17 protein-coding genes are annotated in these 18,244 nt (G+C 32.9%); all 17 read right to left on the bottom strand.

Annotation, left to right across the window (positions count from 1 at the left end):
* Nucleotides 1–46 precede the first annotated feature (46 nt).
* The gene (locus EQ921_RS10695; protein ID WP_128331651.1) at nucleotides 47–826 is read right to left on the bottom strand and encodes an FKBP-type peptidyl-prolyl cis-trans isomerase; all 780 of its coding nucleotides are present in this window, start codon (nucleotides 824–826) and stop codon (nucleotides 47–49) included.
* Between the two features lie 47 nt (nucleotides 827–873).
* The gene (locus EQ921_RS14835; protein WP_128331650.1) at nucleotides 874–1,605 is read right to left on the bottom strand and encodes an FKBP-type peptidyl-prolyl cis-trans isomerase; all 732 of its coding nucleotides are present in this window, start codon (nucleotides 1,603–1,605) and stop codon (nucleotides 874–876) included.
* 208 nt (nucleotides 1,606–1,813) lie between these two features.
* Complete coding sequence (locus EQ921_RS10685; RefSeq protein ID WP_128331649.1) at nucleotides 1,814–2,488, bottom strand: FKBP-type peptidyl-prolyl cis-trans isomerase; 675 nt, start codon at nucleotides 2,486–2,488, stop codon at nucleotides 1,814–1,816.
* A gap of 23 nt (nucleotides 2,489–2,511) precedes the next feature.
* Nucleotides 2,512–3,015 carry a hypothetical protein gene (locus EQ921_RS10680; RefSeq protein WP_128331648.1) on the bottom strand — a complete coding sequence of 168 codons (504 nt, stop codon included), beginning with the start codon at nucleotides 3,013–3,015 and terminating at the stop codon, nucleotides 2,512–2,514.
* Between the two features lie 131 nt (nucleotides 3,016–3,146).
* On the bottom strand, nucleotides 3,147–4,238 hold the full coding sequence (dnaX, locus tag EQ921_RS10675; protein ID WP_128331647.1) for a DNA polymerase III subunit gamma/tau: 1,092 nt from the start codon (nucleotides 4,236–4,238) through the stop codon (nucleotides 3,147–3,149).
* A gap of 41 nt (nucleotides 4,239–4,279) precedes the next feature.
* The gene (locus EQ921_RS10670) at nucleotides 4,280–4,690 is read right to left on the bottom strand and encodes a Fur family transcriptional regulator (protein WP_128331646.1); all 411 of its coding nucleotides are present in this window, start codon (nucleotides 4,688–4,690) and stop codon (nucleotides 4,280–4,282) included.
* A 1-nt stretch (nucleotide 4,691) separates the two neighbouring features.
* Nucleotides 4,692–6,455 carry an arginine--tRNA ligase gene (gene argS, locus EQ921_RS10665; protein ID WP_128331645.1) on the bottom strand — a complete coding sequence of 588 codons (1,764 nt, stop codon included), beginning with the start codon at nucleotides 6,453–6,455 and terminating at the stop codon, nucleotides 4,692–4,694.
* Between the two features lie 122 nt (nucleotides 6,456–6,577).
* Nucleotides 6,578–7,567, bottom strand: a complete 990-nt coding sequence (locus tag EQ921_RS10660) for a zinc-binding dehydrogenase (RefSeq protein ID WP_128331644.1) — start codon at nucleotides 7,565–7,567, stop codon at nucleotides 6,578–6,580.
* Nucleotides 7,568–7,652: 85 nt separating this feature from the next.
* Nucleotides 7,653–8,078, bottom strand: coding sequence for a hypothetical protein (locus tag EQ921_RS10655; protein WP_128331643.1), 426 nt, complete (start codon nucleotides 8,076–8,078; stop codon nucleotides 7,653–7,655).
* A gap of 292 nt (nucleotides 8,079–8,370) precedes the next feature.
* Nucleotides 8,371–8,826 carry a hypothetical protein gene (locus EQ921_RS10650; protein WP_128331642.1) on the bottom strand — a complete coding sequence of 152 codons (456 nt, stop codon included), beginning with the start codon at nucleotides 8,824–8,826 and terminating at the stop codon, nucleotides 8,371–8,373.
* Between the two features lie 98 nt (nucleotides 8,827–8,924).
* Nucleotides 8,925–11,012 carry a PAAR-like protein gene (locus EQ921_RS10645; protein WP_128331641.1) on the bottom strand — a complete coding sequence of 696 codons (2,088 nt, stop codon included), beginning with the start codon at nucleotides 11,010–11,012 and terminating at the stop codon, nucleotides 8,925–8,927.
* A gap of 4 nt (nucleotides 11,013–11,016) precedes the next feature.
* Nucleotides 11,017–11,916 (bottom strand): ankyrin repeat domain-containing protein, encoded by a 900-nt coding sequence (locus EQ921_RS10640; RefSeq protein ID WP_164875627.1) that lies wholly within the window; start codon nucleotides 11,914–11,916, stop codon nucleotides 11,017–11,019.
* A gap of 159 nt (nucleotides 11,917–12,075) precedes the next feature.
* Nucleotides 12,076–13,047: an ankyrin repeat domain-containing protein gene (locus EQ921_RS10635; RefSeq protein WP_128331639.1), complete on the bottom strand. Its 972-nt coding sequence runs from the start codon at nucleotides 13,045–13,047 to the stop codon at nucleotides 12,076–12,078.
* 111 nt (nucleotides 13,048–13,158) lie between these two features.
* Nucleotides 13,159–14,109 (bottom strand): ankyrin repeat domain-containing protein, encoded by a 951-nt coding sequence (locus EQ921_RS10630; RefSeq protein WP_164875626.1) that lies wholly within the window; start codon nucleotides 14,107–14,109, stop codon nucleotides 13,159–13,161.
* Complete coding sequence (locus EQ921_RS10625) at nucleotides 14,063–15,193, bottom strand: LysM domain-containing protein (protein ID WP_128331637.1); 1,131 nt, start codon at nucleotides 15,191–15,193, stop codon at nucleotides 14,063–14,065. The genes EQ921_RS10630 and EQ921_RS10625 overlap by 47 nt, the downstream gene beginning before the upstream one ends.
* A 128-nt stretch (nucleotides 15,194–15,321) precedes the next feature.
* The gene (locus EQ921_RS10620; protein WP_128331636.1) at nucleotides 15,322–16,524 is read right to left on the bottom strand and encodes a glycoside hydrolase family 10 protein; all 1,203 of its coding nucleotides are present in this window, start codon (nucleotides 16,522–16,524) and stop codon (nucleotides 15,322–15,324) included.
* Nucleotides 16,525–16,674: 150 nt separating this feature from the next.
* The gene (locus EQ921_RS10615) at nucleotides 16,675–18,063 is read right to left on the bottom strand and encodes a dipeptidase (RefSeq protein WP_128331635.1); all 1,389 of its coding nucleotides are present in this window, start codon (nucleotides 18,061–18,063) and stop codon (nucleotides 16,675–16,677) included.
* Between the last annotated feature and the right edge of the window lie 181 nt (nucleotides 18,064–18,244).

Below are 18,244 nucleotides of genomic sequence, written 5' to 3'. Positions count from 1 at the left end.
TAAATAAGAGTTTTATCATGTTTGGAAATTTAAACTTTATCCAGTATTATTTCACTTGCTGCTGCTGTGCCTGTTGTTGGATTTGTTGTAACTGTTCAGGTGTAATCTGAGGTTGCGCATCCTGTTTAGGCATAGGTTTGAAGTCTACTAATTCTACCTCGAAAATCAACGCCTGGTTAGGTCCTGCCGGGCCATTTTCTCCATAAGCTAATTCAGATGGTATATATAAAATATATTTAGATCCTTTGTTCATAAGCTTAACCCCTTCTTTCCATCCCGGAACAACTCTGGCTAATGGAATATCCGCAGGTTTACCTCCCGTAGATTTTTTAGAATCTTCGATAACCGTACCATCGATTGTTTTTAAAACATAATTAACAGAAACCAAATCTTCTTCCGTAGGTTTTGCTCCAGTTCCTTCTTTTTCTACTTTATATTGTAATCCTGAAGCCGTAGTTTGAATTCCTGATTTCTTTTTATTTGCTTCTAAGAACTTTTTACTTTCTTCAGAGTTTCTTTTACCTACTTTTTCTAAATGTTTAGGCATGTAAGTTGCCATAAAAGACTGTATAGAATCCTCTGAAAATAATAATTTTTTATTTTCAAATTTATCTCTCATAGCCTGCATCACTAAATCAAGATTAATATCTTTATCAAGACCCTGAGGTTTAAAATTTTGTGCTAAACTTAATCCTATTGCATAAGAAGCTTTATCATCATCCGTTTTTAATGCGGATGATCCTCCTCCCTGAGCCTCTTTTAATTTATTACATGAAACAAGAGTTAGACCTGCTAATGAAGCCATTAAAATCGTCTTTTTGATCATTATATAATTTTTTTAGTATTTATATTATAATAGTTTATTTTACTTTTTTATTTCTGAACGTCTACTGTTTGTGGCGCTGATTTGAAATCAACTAATTCTACATCAAATATCAATACAGAATTGGGAGTAATGTCTCTTCCTGCTCCACTTTCCCCATAAGCCAATTCCGAAGGAATAAACAATCTGTATTTAGAACCTTTGGTCATTAAGCTAACTCCTTCTGTCCATCCTTTTATCACTCTGTTTAGTTCGAACTCAATAGGTTCTCCGTTATTATTTTTATCTGTGGAGTCAAAAACAGTTCCGTTAAGTAGCTTTCCTTCGTATTTAACTTTAACTACATCTGTTTCTTTAGGTTTTTCCGTTGACTTACTTTTAGTAAGTATTTCATATTGCAATCCAGAAGCTGTCGTTGTTATTCCTTTCTTTTTTTTGTTTTGTTCTAAAAATTTAGCTCCTTCTTCTTTATTCTTTTGAGCCATTTCTTTCATTTTAGTTTGCATCTCAGCCATTTTCTTTTCTCCAAACGTTTTCATAAAAGATGCTATGGAATCTTCCGGATAAAGAAGTTTCTGACCTTTGAACACATCATTCATCGCCTGATTTAATATATTTAAATCTACATCATTAACCATGTCCTGCTGTTTTAAACTTTGTGCTATATTGGTTCCTATTGAATAGGATAATTTTTCTTTATCTGTTTTAAGTTCAGTTACTTTCTGAGCAAATACAGGTAATGAGCACATAACGAAAGCAGCTATAACAACATTTTTTTTCATTTATCTTATATATTTATTATATTAATATAGGTAGATGCAAATATCTAATAAATAATTGAATTTGTAACATAAATTTTAGTTAATGTTATACAAAAAAATATACTCTTAAGCGATGTTTATTTTTAATAGTCTTTACATTTTCGTTCCTATTTCTACTCTATAATATATACGTTCTCTGTTTTTATAGAAAGTAGATTTTTTTTATTAATTAAATTTCCGATTTAATTTCTACTAACTCTACTTCAAAAACTAAAACCTGATAAGGCCCTAAAGGACCATTTTCTCCGTAGGCTAATTCCGGAGGTATATATAAAATATATTTACTTCCTTTATTCATTAGCTTAATTCCTTCTTGCCATCCCAGTATGGTTTGAGAAAATGGATAATCAACAGGTTTATCAGAAGCTGATTTTTTTGAATTGTCTATAATAATTCCTTCTTTTGTTTTTAAAACATAATGGACGGATACAATATCTTTTTCTGTAGGTTGAGGCCCGGTACCCTCTTTCAGAATCTTATACTGTAAACCTGAATCGGTGGAATATATTCCGGATCTATTTTTGTTCAACTCTAAGAATTTCTTACTATTTTCTGCATTTATTTCCCCAATTTTTTTTAAGTGTTCTGGCAGATAATTAGCCATAAAAGATTGTATTGAATCTTCAGAAAACAATAATTTTTTATTATTAAATTTATCTCTCATTGCCCTAATCAATATATTTAAATTGATATCTTTATCCAGGCCCTTAGGAATAAATTCAGCAGCTAATTTTACGCCTAACGCATAGGAAGCTTTTTCGTCATCAGTTTTCAATTTTGAAATCTTTTGCCCATAGTTGAGCACAGATATTAAAAATGATAACATTACTATGTATTTTTTCATAATGAGAATTTTTACCCTGAATTTTAAATTTCCAAACGAAAATCATTTCTAAGTTTTTCTAAAAGAGGATTAATTTTAACCATTTTTTCAAATTTATCTTTGGATGTAAGCAAAATGGTTTTACTTGTCTCCTTAATTTTATAATCAAATTCTATTGAATAATTATTAAGATGCTTTTTTAAATTTTGAAATATATTTTCCCTTAATGTTTCAAATTCATCATATGCAGAATTGGAAGGAAATTCAAAAAAAATAACTTGATTATTAACTACCTTACACGCTGTTGTGTTTAAAACGTTATATAAAACGGGCTGTTTTCCCTTAAGATTTTCCAAATAATTTATCCAGAATGATTTCACGTCTTGTTCTTTAAAATCATCTTTATCTTTTTCTGAAGAGTCTAACCCTGCATTTTCATCAGCAGATTCTTCTTTTGAATTTAATGAACTTTTAATTGATAAAAAAGAGGAACTTTTTTTGACCCCGCCTAGAGGTTTTTGAACTGATTTTACAGTTTTTTTTTCCAAATTTACTATGGATTCTGATACCTGTTCTTTTATTTCATTATTGCTAACTTCAGTACTGACTTTTGATTGAGATATTTTTACATTTTCACTTTTGGTCTGATTAATGTCTGCCGTAAAAAAGCCAGGAAGTATTATCCTAAATTTTTTTTTTTATCTCCCAGATTATTCTCTGCTGTTAAAGAAGCTAGTTGCATAAGCGCTATTTCCACAGATAATTTAGGATTCTTACTATTTCTAAAATTTATATCTGCCTGATGGCATATTTCAATAGCGTCTATGAGGAATTTTGGGCGACAGATTTGAGCTTGTTGCAAATATTTTTGTTTAGTTGACTCCCCTACTTCTAAAAGAGGTAGTGTCTGAGGATTCTGAGCAACCATTAAATCCCTGAAATGACTTCCTAAACCGGAAATAAATATCTGGGAATCAAATCCTTTTCTTACAATGTCGTTATAGGCTATTAATAAGCCGGGAATATCATTTTTAAGCGCTAAATCTGTAATTTTAAAAAAATATTCGTAATCCAAAATACTCAAATTTTCAGTAACTGCTGCAATAGTTAAGTTTTTTTGAGTAAAAGTAACCAGCCTGTCAAACATGGATAAAGCATCTCTTAATCCACCGTCTGCTTTCTGTGCTATAATGTGTAAGGCATCATCTTCGTAATGAACTGCTTCCTTATCTGCTATTTTTTTTAGATGATTTTTTATATCATTAATTTCGATTCTTTTAAAATCATATATTTGACAGCGAGATAAAATAGTTGGTATGATTTTTTGCTTTTCAGTAGTTGCTAAAATGAAAATAGCATGTGCAGGTGGTTCTTCCAAAGTTTTTAAAAATGCATTAAACGCAGCATTTGAAAGCATATGAACTTCATCTATTATATAAACTTTATATTTTCCTACCTGAGGAGCATACCTTACCTGTTCAATAAGATTACGTATATCATCTACTGAATTATTTGAAGCGGCATCTAATTCGAATATATTAAATGCAAAATCATTTTCGTCAGTTTCACCAAATTTTTCGTTGATTTTTCTTGCAAGTATTCGCGCACAAGTTGTTTTTCCAACTCCTCTGGGACCGCAGAAAAGAAGCGCCTGTGCTAACTGATTGTTTTCAATGGCATGTTCCAAGGTATCGGTAATATGACTTTGACCTACAACACTATCGAATTCAAGTGGCCGGTATTTTCTTGCAGAAACAACAAAATTTTCCATATTTACAAAGTTAGTATTTTCTTGGTGATAAATGAAAATTATTATTTACATTCATTACATACTCCATGAGCTATAATATCCAATTTTTCCATCTTGAATCCCAGAGGCATTTCCAAAACCGGGGCTTTGACTTTAGGCAGGCAGAATACCTTTTTACATCTGTTACAACAAAAATGTATATGACTATCTGCATGAAATTCTTCTGAGCAATTATCCAAACACAAAGCATAAACAGTAACGTTCCCATCATTGATACTGTGCAGAAGTCCTTTTTTCTCAAATGTTTTCAGAGTTCTGAATAAGGTTGTGCGGTCAGAATAATCAAAATCTGACTCCAAGTCAGAAAGGGAGATAGCAGAACTTTGTTTTAAAAAATAATCTAATACCAAAAGCCTCATAGCTGTTGGATTAATTTCTTTTTCTTTTAATATAAGTTCCAGTTGCTCAGCCATTCTACATTCTTTCCGGTGCACCAATACCTAAAAGGTTTAAAGCACTTTTAATAACATTCCCAGTCCATTGGGCCAAAGCTAATCTTAACTGTTTTTCAGATTCATATTCAGCATTAAGAATAGAATAATTCTGATAAAAATAATTAAATTCTTTTACTACATCGTAAATATAATTGGCTACAATAGCCGGATTTAAAGTATTAGCAGACTTTTCAATACTATCGGAAAAGGAAGCAAGCAAAATAATCAACGATCTTTCAGTTGCATTTAATTGCTGATCCGTAATAGTAATTATCTGTTGATTTGCTTTTCTTAATACAGATTGAATACGAGCATAGGTATATTGTACGAACGGTCCCGTATTACCATTAAAATCTATACTTTCGTTAGGATCAAAAAGAATACGTTTTTTTGGATCCACTTTTAAAACATAATATTTTAATGCTCCTAGACCTATCATTTCATTTGTATGTTCTTTTTCAGCTTCTGTGTAACCATCTAATTTACCTAACTCCTCTGTTTTCTTAACCGCCTCTTTATGCATTTCTTCCATTAACTCATCAGCATCGACGACGGTACCCTCTCTGGATTTCATTTTACCGCTTGGTAAATCAACCATTCCATACGAAAGGTGAAATAATTTATCTGCCCATGCATAGCCCAATTTTTTTAAAATTAAAAATAAAACCTGAAAATGATAGTCTTGCTCATTTCCGACAGTATAAATTAATTCCCCCAATTGAAATCGGGTAAACCGTTCTACAGCAGTTCCTAAATCCTGAGTTATATAAACAGAAGTACCATCTCCTCTTAAAAGTAATTTTTGATCCAGCCCATCGTCTGTTAAATCTGCCCAAACCGATCCATCTTCTTTTTTAAATAATACCCCTTTGCTTAATCCTTCTTCAATTACATCTTTACCTAATAAGTAGGTATTACTTTCATATTGTATTAAATCAAAATTTACACCCAGTCTTTTATATGTTTGTTCAAAACCTTCATACACCCAACTATTCATTTCTGCCCATAGTTGTCTTATTTCTTTATCTCCATCTTCCCATTTTCTTAGCATGACCTGTGCTTCTAATAAAATGGGAGCATTTTTTTTTGCTTCTTCTTTATCTAATCCATTAGTAACTAATTCATTTACTTGTTTTTGATATTCCTTATCAAAAATAACATAATACTTCCCTACCAGATGATCTCCTTTTATTTTTGCAGAAAATGGTGTTTCTCCCTTACCAAATTTTTGCCATGCAAGCATAGATTTACAAATATGAATACCTCGATCATTAATAATCTGCGATTTCAAAACTTCATTACCTGCTGCTTTAAGAATGTTGCTTATGGAATAACCTAATAAATTATTTCTTATATGCCCTAAATGAATTGGCTTATTAGTATTCGGTGATGAATATTCCACCATTATTCTGGCTTTATTTCCCTCTGACAATCCGTAATTTACATTTAAATAAGATTCCCTAAGCAACTGAGTAAAAACGCAAGGATTTAATTCCAGATTAAGAAATCCTTTGACAACATTAAAAGAAATAAATACCTCTTGTTGTACTAATACATTTCCTAATTCTTGAGCTATTTCTTCTGGTTTTTTCCTAACTTCTTTTACTAAAGGAAAAACTACCAAGGTGTAATCTCCTTCAAATTCTTCTTTTGTTGACTGTATTTCTATATTATGTATATGTAAACCGTAAAGGTCTTTTATAGCCTTTAGGCTATGCTCTTTTACTAACGACTTAGGGTTCATTTTAAAATCTCGTTTAATATTGCAAATTTACTAATTTTATTGCGTATGACCGCTTACATCAATAGTTTTATAATTTTTAAAATTTGAATTTAGCTGCGATTTTAAGATTCATGATTTATATCTTAAACTTTAATGACATATTTAATTTCTGAATTATTATTTTTTAATTCGGCTAAATGCCTGGGTAGCTGTTCAAAATCACTAATATTTAAATCTCTAAGATTAAATTTTGAATTTCCTATATCATTTAATAACTTTTCACCCTGTATCATTAGATCTGCAATTTGAGCATCTGAAGCATAGGTATGAAATGCGCCTAAGGCAATTTCATGTAAAGAAATACATGTGGTAAAAGCTGGTAAAGTATTTTCTTTCACCCTATCCTGAATAGCTACCATATGTCCATAATAACTAATCATATTCATTAATCCTGTTGCATGAATGCCACTGACTGTGTCGAAAATTATATCAAAAGAATTATGATTTATTGATTGAAGTAAAACATTTTTCCAATCAGTTAAGTTATAATCAACTGCATTGAGAACTCCCATTTTTAAAAATTTCTGATGATGTTTTTTACTTGAAGTTACGTAAACTTGTGCTCCGGCATCAATCAGCAACTGGGTTAAAAAATATCCTACTGATCCTCCTGCTCCACTTACCAAAACCTTTTTATTTACAACATCCGGAACTTTTTTAAATGACTGCCATGCAGTTAAACATGGGCAAGGAAAAGCTGCTGCCGTGGAATCACTAACTTTTTCAGGTATATAAATTATATTTTTCCCATTAGTAATAGTATGGGTTGAGAAACTTCCGTTTTTATTTAAATCTGCATGATAGCAAACTCGAGTACCGAGTTGAATATGCTTCATTTTATTTCCTGTCTTTATTACGATCCCTGCTCCATCTACTCCAGGAATATGATTCTTTTTCCAGTTGGCTCCCCCAGAACTGATAAGTTTCCAGTCCACAGGATTAAGACCAATATAACTATTTTCAATTAAGACTTCTTGTTCTTCAAGTTGCCGTACTGTCTGATCCTTTAAAATTAATTTCTCAGGTTCTCCTTTTTCAATCCAGCACCATGATTGTGATTTAATATTTGTCATTAGTATTATTTAAATTTATTTTAATAAAATAAGGACATTAATTATTCGTATCCTTATAATTTTCATATTACATATTATAAGTTTATTAATCAGGAATCCAAGGCAGGCAATGAGTCTTTGAAAATTGTTCATATAATTCCTTCGGTGTCTTCCAATTTATTTGCTCCTTTTGTATTCCTTGTGTTTGTAAATAAGCCCAAAACTCTTGTTCTGTGATAAAACCCTTATTTATTTTTTGTTCTGGTATAAATATAAACCAAGCTTTAGGGAATTCTTCTCCACCTATAATTGGATATTTCTCACAATAACAAATAATTATTTTCCTTAATAGAATATTTATTTTCTGTATTCCATATGCTTTTACAATTTCAGCTGGAGTTTTCGGTTTAAAATCTGACTTTATAGCCCATTCTTCCCCTTTATTTAATGATATGGTTTCATAAGGCTTAAGTAAAGGAAAACGGATGTAATCGTATCCTGAATTTTCTGTATAAAAGGGATCTTTATTCATTTGGGTTTTATTTAGTTTTTTACTTTCATGCTGGGTACATGAAATGAAATTAACTGTAATTATTATTGTTATTATTATCTTTTTTATATTCATCTTATTCAGGGTTTAGTTATATCTGGCTCTTTCAGTATTAAAATGCCCCCATTAATTCTACAATAAGTAATAGTAGTACAACTTACTATAATACAAATCTTACCCAATATCATTTTACCTAAAGTAAACTTTGTTTACAATTCAAATATATTTTCTGGTTTGTAGCAATTTTTTTATACAATCAACAAAAACCTTATTATCAATTACAATTGGGAATCCAAGGCAGGCAATGAATCTTTGAAAATTGTTCATATAATTCTTTTGGTGTCTTCCATTCTATTTGCTCCTTGTGTATTCCTTGTGTTTGTAAATAAGCCCTAAATTCTTGTTCTGTGGTAAAACCTTTATCTGTTTTTAATTCAGGAATCAAAATAAACCAGGCTTCTGAATATTCTTTACCCTTTATTATAGCCACAGGGCGTTCTTTTCTTCCTATTTTTTTCATTCCTTCACAGTAACAAATAATTACATTGTTAATAATGTTAATTTTCTTTATTCCATAAACTTCATTAGTATCTTGTACTCTTTTTTCAGGAATTCCTAAAATAAACCATTCTTTTCCCTTATCATTAGATCTAACTTCGTAAGGCTTAAGTAAAGGAAAACGAATATAATCGTATCCTGAATTTTCTGTATAAAAGGAATCTTTATTCATTGGTATTTTATTTGGGATTACTTTTTCATGCTGAGTGCATGAAATAAAACTTATTACTAATATTAAAGTTATTATTTTTATTTTTATATTCATCTTATTCAGGGTTTAATTATTGATGTCCATTCGGCATTAAGGTGCAACAGATCATTTCCTCCTAGCACATCATGATATGCAGTTCCGGTAATTCCGGTTATGGTATCATAAGCATCGCTCCTTCCTCCCGGACGTAAATCGAATATATCGGAAAAGCTATGGTTCATAGTAATCGTACCATCAGCCGCTACCTGAGCCGCTGAAGTTACATTAGTATTACGAACCATCCAGGTTAATTCATTTCCGGCAACTTTCCAGGTATCCCGGTATTCTTCTTTCCAAAATCCTTTGGCCTGATCCCACATATCCCCCGGAGCCCGTTGTCCTCCGAAACATACCAAGTCAACATCTTTTATAGAAAAAGCCTCATTACCATATCGTGGATCATTTTTTATCAGATTTACTAATTCCTGTTCCCTGGCTACCATAGCCGGATCATTTTTCACTTTTTCCAAAGCCTGCCCGGATATCTGTCCTTCTCCGAACTGTAGCATTGAAAGCATTCCGGCATCAAAGAGATTATTCACTTTGTTGTCTACTCCTAGCCATTCTGCTAATAACTGACGAGGACCATGCCCCCAGCCGGAACCTTCATAATCGTATCCGTTCCACCAGTCTTTCAGAATTTCGGAACGGCTCAAGGTAGAAGGAGTAATTTCCATGTTTGCTTTTACAGGATTCCCTGCTCCCATACGCTTCTGCATTTGTTCCATTGCCGTAATCAGATCTCCTATCATATGCCCGTCCAGCCAGGAACAGTCCTGCGGAACTACTATGCGCTGCATTCCTTGTTGCCGGGGCAAGCCTCCGGTAAAATTCCCCCATATCCCCGACAAGGCTAATACTCCGCCCAATACCCCTCCTCCGGCCGTTCCTAACATACCTCCTGCCTGGTTGCCTATAAGTGCTCCCCTAACAGTAGTACTTCCCATAGTAACCGGATTTAGAGTAGTAGATCCAACAATAGCTCCTGCCGAGCCACCGACCACAGTACCCGCCGCAGAACCGGCAATTCCTCCCAGTACCGGAAGAGCAGGTGCTGCCAATACTCCGCCGGATAATACCGCTTCCCGGTTATCCTGTAATCCGTTTAAGGGATCTTTGGTTCCTACATAGGCTTGTATATGCTTGGTATTATTGGCATCTATCCCGTTTCTTTCATAGGTTTTTTCATGCACGGCAGCGGCATTGTAGGTATAGGTAGGGTAACCGGTAGTAGCACCGGCAATAGTTGCCAGCCCTCCTCCTAAGGAATGCCCGGTAATACTCACATCGCCTTTTATATCTCCTGCATTTTTAGCTTCCTGTACTTTTTCAGCTAATTTTACCGAAGCATCATACTGTTCAGAACTTAGCCCCATTGCTTGTACATAGTCTTCTTTAATATCATTAATTCCCGCCCCAGGGTCGGTTCCCCGGTAAGCCACTACCACATTCCCATTTTTATCTTCGTAGAGCGTAGCATAAAATCCATTATCCTGATCCTGATTTAATAATTTTCTCCAATCGTCTTTAAGAATTTCTTCTGCTCGTTCTGCACTTACCGGTTTAAAACCGTCAATTTCCGGGTTATTCTCCGGGTTATCAAAATCTACATTGGTATACGCTCCCTGTGCCAGCCGGGCATGGGTAAGGGCTACATTCATATCAGGAAGTACTATATAAATAATTCCCCCCATCAGGCAACGAAGGTTGGCTTTTTCCAATAAGGCTTTCTGCCTGGAAATTTTAACCTTAGGGTGTACGACCGTCCAACGGGAAGGCTTGCACAACGAAGAACAAAGGCTGGGCAGGGTTTGGGTAGCCAGACGGTTTCCCAATAATCCGCCGACAAACTTACCGGCAAAATAGCCTACAAAAGCTCCTACCGGTCCACCCAACGATCCTATAGCAGCACCTATCATTCCCCCTGCGGAAGCAGAGCCGCTTACCATTTTCTGGCAATGAAAATTATCTTTAAACCGATCGTTTTCCGTTGCTTTCAGCTTATTGTTGATATAAACGGAAGACTGGGAGGTTACTTTTATCTCCGAATTTGCTTTCCCTTCTAAGCAGGTAGTTAACGCCCCATCGGGTACATACAACTGGCTCATAAAATTAGTTTGTTAAAGGTTGTCCGGTAAGCGTTTTTCCCGCTGATAAAGAATCTCTCACCCTCTGAAAATATTTTTCACTATTTTTCATTCCCGAAAGCTCTTTTATTTCCTGAGGAAGTTGTTCATACCGTTTAATCTCATTTTCCATTCCTTTTCTTCTCTGTGCTTCTACCGGAAATTGGATATGGTATTCATTCCGCAAACGTTCTTTAACCGATTCCAATTCTTTTTTAGCCTTATCCGTTCCTCTAAAATCCTCCAACTTCTTTTGAACTGAAAATGCTAAACTATTTCCATTTGCATTTACAGAAAGAGGATCTGATCCTTTATCCAAAAAATAATGAATCAGAGCAAATTGTCTTCCGGATAAAGCTATCTGGGCGGCATTATCGCAGCTTCCGTACTCCAAATAATTAGCATCGGCCCCGTATTTAAAAAGCAGATTGAGATAGTCCTGCATATTATTATGTCCCATAGCTACATTTAAAGGTAATAAGCCTACCGGAGTATTTGGATTGGCTCCGTTTTCCAACAATAGCTTAGTTAATTTTACGTTTCCTCGAGCTACAGCAAAAGAAATATTGGTTTCTTTTATAGGCGGATTACCTTTGGTTATATCTAAAGATATTTTATTCGGATCGGCTCCTAATTGGAGTAGTTTTTTTACCATAGGTAAATCTTCCATCAGGCAGGCATAGTACAAAAAACGGAAACCGCTTTTACTGCTTAGGGCATTTATATCGATCTTTTTTTCCTGTATCAGGCGTTCTGCCTCACGGGTATCTCCTTTATATATAGCCCTACCCAGAGGTAAGCAGGCTTCTTCAAAACAAAATTCTGGAGTATATTTTTTACGATTTTTATCCCGAATGGGGTCTAAACATGATAATAATACATTCATTCCGGTTATAATTAAGATTATTTTTATAAATATAGATATAGTTCTCATAAGTAAGAAATTAGTATTTGTATATTTAATTTTTAACAATGAGCCAATTAATATTTCCCTTCTAAACAGGTAGTTAATGCTCCATCGGGTACATACAACTGGCTCATACTATCATTTAACTTTTGTCATTTGATCTACTTCCTCTATGTCTATTCCCCAGTAAGTTTTACCTAATGCCAATGAATCCTTTATTTTTTGAATAAACTTAGCATCACTTTCCATTCCCGATAAATCTTTTATTTCTCTTGGCAATTGTTCATATCTTTTGATATCTAACATGGCACCTTTCCTATAATCTGCTTTTATTGGAAATTGAATCTTATATTCATTCTGTAAACGTTCTCTAACCGATTCCAATTCTTTTTTAGCCTTTTCCGTCCCTCTAAACTCCGCTAATTCCTCTTGTATTGAAAATGCTAAACTATTTCCATCCATATCTAATAAAAGAGGATCTGCTCCTTTATCCAAAAAATAATGAATTAACTGAAAATGCCTGCCTAAAAGGGCTATCTGAGCACTGTTCTTTCCATCTCCATATTCCGGATAATTAGCATCCGCCCCATATTTAAAAAGCAGATTGAGATAGTCCTGCATATTGTCATGCGTCATAGCTACATTTAAAGGTAAAGAACCTACCGGAGTATTAGGATTGGCTCCGTTTTCTAACAAGAGTTTAGTTAATTTTAGATTCCCTCGGGCTACAGTAAAAGAAATATTGGTTTCTCTTATCCCTTTTCTTTTACCTGTTTTATCTATAGAAATTTTATTTGGATCAGCCCCTAATTGGAGTAGTTTTTTTACCATAGGTAAATCTTCCATCAGGCAGGCATAGTACAAAAAACGAAAACCGCTTTTGCTGCTCAAGGCATTTATATCGATCTTTTTTTCCCGTATCAGGCGTTCTGCCTCACGGGTATCTCCTTTATATATAGCCCTGCCCAGAGGTAAGCAGGCTTCTTCAAAACAAAATTCTGGAGTATATTTTTTACGATTTTTATCCCGAATGGGGTCTAAACATGATAATAATACATTCATTCCGGTTATAATTAAGATTATTTTTATAAATATAGATATAGTTCTCATAAGTAAGAATTTAGTATTTGTATATTTAATTTTTAACAATGAGTCAATTAATGTTTCCCTTTTAAACAGGTAGTTAACGCTCCGTCGGGTACATACAACTGGCTCATAAAATTAGTTTGTTAAAGGTTGTCCGGTAAGCGTTTTTCCTGCTGATAAAGAATCTCTTACCCTCTGAAAATATTTTTCACTATTTTTCATTCCCGAAAGCTCTTTTATTTCCTGAGGAAGTTGTTCATACCGTTTAATCTCATTTTCCATTCCTTTTCTTCTCTGCACTCCTACCGGAAATTGAATCTCATACTCGTTCTGCAATCGATTTTTCACTTTTTCCAGTATTATTCTACCTTGCTCTATTCCCCGATAATTTTCCAATTCATGTTGCACAGAATAAGCCAAACTCCACCCTGCCCTATCTACAGAATTAGGATCAGATCCTTTATCCAAAAAATAATCTATCAAATTAAATTTCCTTCCAATTAAGGCTATTTGAGCCACATTTTCACAGCTTCCATACTCCAAATAATTAGCATCGGCCCCGTATTTAAAAAGCAGATTGAGATAGTCCTGCATATTGTCATGTGTCATAGCTACATTTAAAGGTAATAAGCCTACCGGAGTATTGGGATTGGCTCCGTTTTCCAACAAGAGTTTGGTTAATTTTAAATTTCCACGCCCTACTGCAAAAGAAATATTGGTTTCTTTTATAGGCGGATTACCTTTGGTTATATCTAAAGATATTTTATTCGGATCGGCTCCTAGTTGGAGTAGTTTTTTTACCATAGGCAGATCTTCCATCAGGCAGGCATAGTACAAAAAACGAAAACCGCTTTTGCTGCTCAAGGCATTTATATCGATCTTTTTTTCCCGTATCAGGCGTTCTGCCTCACGGGTATCTCCTTTATATATAGCCCTGCCCATAGGTAAATAGGCTTCTTCAAAACAAAATTCTGGAGTATATTTTTTACGATTTTTATCCCGAATGGGGTCTAAACAGGAAATAAACAGCATAATGATACTAATCAAACAAAAAACGACTGGTAAAAGCTTTCGGTTTTTCTTCATTGAGTGGAATAGTTTCATCTTTTGTGTTTGTTTCGGTATTTTCGGGTTCATCTGAAGATATACGGGTTATTTTATACTGTACAATATAAAGCAACTCTTTACTCATTTGTTCTTTCGCATATACATAGGCCTGCTTTAATTTTCCCGTTTGCTTATGGAACATATATTGTCCTTCTATCTTAAATTCGGGATTAAAAGGTGACTGCAACATAGCAGCATAACCTTTTTCGTATAATTCTTTAAAATGTTGCAAACGAGTAGACGGAACATCTGCCTGTAAGCTAAACTGTATGTATTCTTTTTCCTCTTTGCTGGTATAAAACCAGTCATAGCATATATTTTTTTGAGGGAATATAAGTGAATTAACTTCGATATTCTTTTTCAAAGGTTGTGTATAAAGAACAGGATACCTCAGATTATTTTTAGGACAAAAAACTACCTGATATAACATATTTTCTTTTATAAGCTTTGATACATTCTCAAAAGCTTTATTGTATTGTTCTACTATAATTTTCACAAAATCATCCTGCAATTCAGAAAATTTCACATCCTGAAATTTAATCTCTTCCCATCTCTCCAGTATTTCATTTTTATTGAGTACACTCTGAATAGTTCCCTCTTCATTCAAAACTATCTGTAAATGGTCAGATGATTCGTTAATTTTATTTATAACCTCTATTAACGTTTTTAACTGAGTATCGTACTTATGTATTTTTTTATCTTTAACTTGTATGTCAACCTGAGCATTTTTATTTTCTGTAATTCCCCATATACTTTCGGTTTGGTTCTCACTCATCGGATCATTCTTAACTAAAAACAGGTTTTTAATTTCAATCTTATATTCTTCCTTAAGCCCAAAAGTAAGGTTATTGTTTATATTAGATTTCTCATCCTTGGTTAATTGTCCCAAAGGTAATAATACTATTTTTATATGTCTTGGCAGTTTTTCTTCCCCGGACAGTAAGTCTGATAATTCGCAATGTGAATTATGATAGGTACGAAGAGCTTCGGCAGAAAGCTGAAATTTTTCAGCGATACTATGTAAAGTATCTCCTTTTTGTATTTTATAGACTTTATGATTCATAAAAAACAAACATTATAAAAAAACACTACATTATTAAACAATAAAAATACAAAAATATATTATATAAAAATAAAATAAGAGTGATAATAATTATTATCACTCTTATTTTATTTTTATATTATGTTGCGTTATTTAGAAAATGGACCACTGATTAAATTGTCTAAAACACCTTTCGGATTTGTCACCAAAGATTTATAACTAAAAAAAATATTACCTTTAACTTCCGGATAATTTTTGTTTAGTTTTACTTGTTCAATAAGCTCATCTGGATTTTTCCATTCGTTTACCCTATAAGCAGCCAGTCCAATATATAATTTTGTATGTGTCAATTTAGCTACATTATTCCACCATTCTATTAATGTAGAATAATCAGCTGAAGTATTTCCTCTGTGCCAATATAACTGAGGAGCTATATAATCAATCCATCCGTTTTGCATCCAATATAAAACATCTGCATATAAATCATCATAATTTTGAAGTGCTTTAGTATCAGAACCTCTGGGATCATTAGTCTGGTTTCTCCATACTCCAAAAGGACTTATTCCAAATTCAATATTTTTATTTTCTGATTTTATACTTTTATATAGTTTTTTGACAAATGTATTAATATTATTCCTTCTCCAGTCTGCTTTACTTGCGAAAGTGATTCCATATTTAGCATATTCTTTATAATCTGGGTATTCTAAGTTACCTACTTTGTAAGGATAAAAATAGTCATCTAAATGTACACCGTCTATATTGTAATTTTTAACAACTTCCATGATGCATTCTATTACATGGGTGGACACTTCAGGAATTCCAGGATTTAAATATAATTGATTAGCATATCTAACCACCCAATTCGGATGTTTAAACGCTATGTTATCTATGGATAGTACATTTAAGTCTGCATTTTTAGCCGAAAGTCTGAAAGGGTTAAACCATGCATGAATCTCTATATTTCGTTTATGAGCTTCAGTAATAATAAATTCCAATGGATCATATCCCGGATCTACTCCCTGCTTACCTGACAAATATCTTGACCATGGGCTTAATTTGGATTTATAAAAAGCATCTGAAGTTGGTTTTACCTGCAGTACTATAGCATTCATATTCCATTTTTGTACGTTATCTAAAATGGTTAAAAATTCTTTTTTTTGCTGTTCTGCTGATAATCCTGTTTTTGTAGGCCAATCTATATTTAAAAAAGATGCTACCCATACCCCTCTGAACTCTTTTACTTCTTTATTTAAGTTAACATCCGTTGAATTTACAGTTTGTTTTGGTTGTCCTGAAACAAAATTTGCTATAATTAGCAAGGTTAGTATCAGTTTGAATTTTACATCTCTCATACAAAATTTACCTTTTTCTTTAATCACTTTTACAAAATTAAGTATAAATCTAATATAATTGACTTAACGATTTGTTAATTATACTGTTATACACTATTCTATTTAACAAATAAAGTCAAACTAATAAATATTATATTTTACTCATAAAATTTATTTTTTATTTTCTACATAATATTTATAGAAATAAGGTATAGTTTCAATACCTTTATAAAAATTGAATAAACCATAATGTTCATTAGGTGAATGTATTGCATCTGAATCTAATCCGAATCCCATGAGAACAGATTTGGCTCCTAAAACTTCTTCAAATAATGACACAATGGGTATACTCCCTCCAGTTCTGTAAGGTAATACTTCTTTACCAAAAGTTTTTTCCATTGCTTTTTTAGCAGCAATATATCCGGGATCTGTCGAAGGAAGTACGTAACCATTTCCTCCATGATGAGGTATAACAGAAACTTTAACACTTTCAGGAGCTATAGATTTAAAATATTTTGTAAATAAATTAGTGATTTCTTCGGGGTCTTGATGAGGAACTAATCTCATAGATATCTTAGCATGGGCTTTGGAAGGAATCACAGTTTTAGCACCTTCACCAGTATAGCCTCCCCAAATACCGTTAACATCTAGACACGGTCTTATAGACGTTCTTTCTAAAGAATTATATCCTTTTTCACCTTCAATTCCCTTTAATCCTATAGAATTCATAAATGTTAAATCATCAAATGGAACTTTGTTAATTTCTGCTCGATCACTTTGAGATAAATTTTCAACTTTATCATAAAATCCTGGTATTTGAATTTTACCATCATCATCAATTAATAAACTTATCATTTTTGATAAAACTATAATGGGATTTGGGACAGCTCCTCCATACAAACCTGAATGTAAATCTCTATTAGGTCCTTCTACCATTACTTCTACATAACTCAGTCCTCTTAAACCTGTTGTTACGGTTGGTACTTCATTAGAAAAAATATGTGTATCAGATATAAGTATAACATCACAGGATAATTGCTCTTTATGGGTATTCAAGAAATTTTCCAAATGAACAGAACCTACTTCTTCCTCACCTTCAATGATAACTTTGACATTACAGGGTAAAGAATCTGATTTTATTAAAGATTCTAATGCTTTAACGTGCATAAAAAATTGTCCTTTATCATCTGCAGAGCCTCTGGCAAAGATTGCTCCATCAGGATGTAAAACTGTTTTTTTTACAACCGGATCGAAAGGAGAACTTTCCCATAAATCTAACGGATCTGCTGGTTGTACATCATAATGTCCATAAACTAAAACGGTAGGCAAGTCGTTATTAATTAATTTATCTCCATATACCACAGGATTTCCTTTAGTTTCATAGACGCAAACATTCTCCAAACCTGAACTTTTGAAATTATTTGAAATTTCAGAAGCACAATGAATTATATCATTTGAATAAGCAGAATCCGCACTTATAGAAGGAATTCGTAATAAATCCAATAATTCACTCAAAAATCTATTTTTATTATTTAATTGATAATTAATAACCTGCTCCATTATATTATAATTTTTTTATAAACAAATATAATAAATCCTATTTTGATGTGAATATAAAAACAGTAATATTGAGTCTTAAAGAGAGAATATAAAAAAAATTGAATCATTCAAAAACCATCAGAGCGATAGAGCTAGGTATAGAATTGGTTATAGATATAACTATAATGGTTTTTATTGAGTA

Origin of the sequence: Apibacter sp. HY039, assembly GCF_004023655.1 — a bacterium.
Taxonomy (GTDB): Bacteria; Bacteroidota; Bacteroidia; order Flavobacteriales; family Weeksellaceae; genus Apibacter; species Apibacter raozihei.
Note: the sequence above shows the minus strand (reverse complement) of the source record. Positions and strands in the feature narration are given on the sequence as shown.